Genomic DNA, 241 nt, shown 5'->3' on the forward strand with positions numbered 1-241 from the left:
GCCACGCCGTTTGCGAAAAAATACACCTCGGGGGTTCTGTCTTTTGCAGAGCAGACACTGCCACCGGGAGAGCGTGAAAGGGTGATGGAGAGCTTTGAGCGGGTACTGATGCCCGGTCTTGAAAAAATCAGTACAGCATCCTGTGGGTGGAGCACCAGGACAAGGGGCGTCTTGAGCTGAATTTTGTCATCCCGAATATGGAGCTGGCGAGCGGAAAACGGCTCCAGCCCTATTACGACCG

General features: G+C 55.2%; 1 pseudogene. It reads left to right on the forward strand.

The window, feature by feature from the left end:
* Positions 1-241, forward strand: a pseudogene (locus E0D98_RS27230) (relaxase/mobilization nuclease domain-containing protein); the annotation flags it as partial.

It is taken from the genome of Escherichia sp. KCJ4928 (assembly GCF_004352695.1).
In the GTDB taxonomy this organism is placed as follows: Bacteria; Pseudomonadota; Gammaproteobacteria; order Enterobacterales; family Enterobacteriaceae; genus ECMA0423.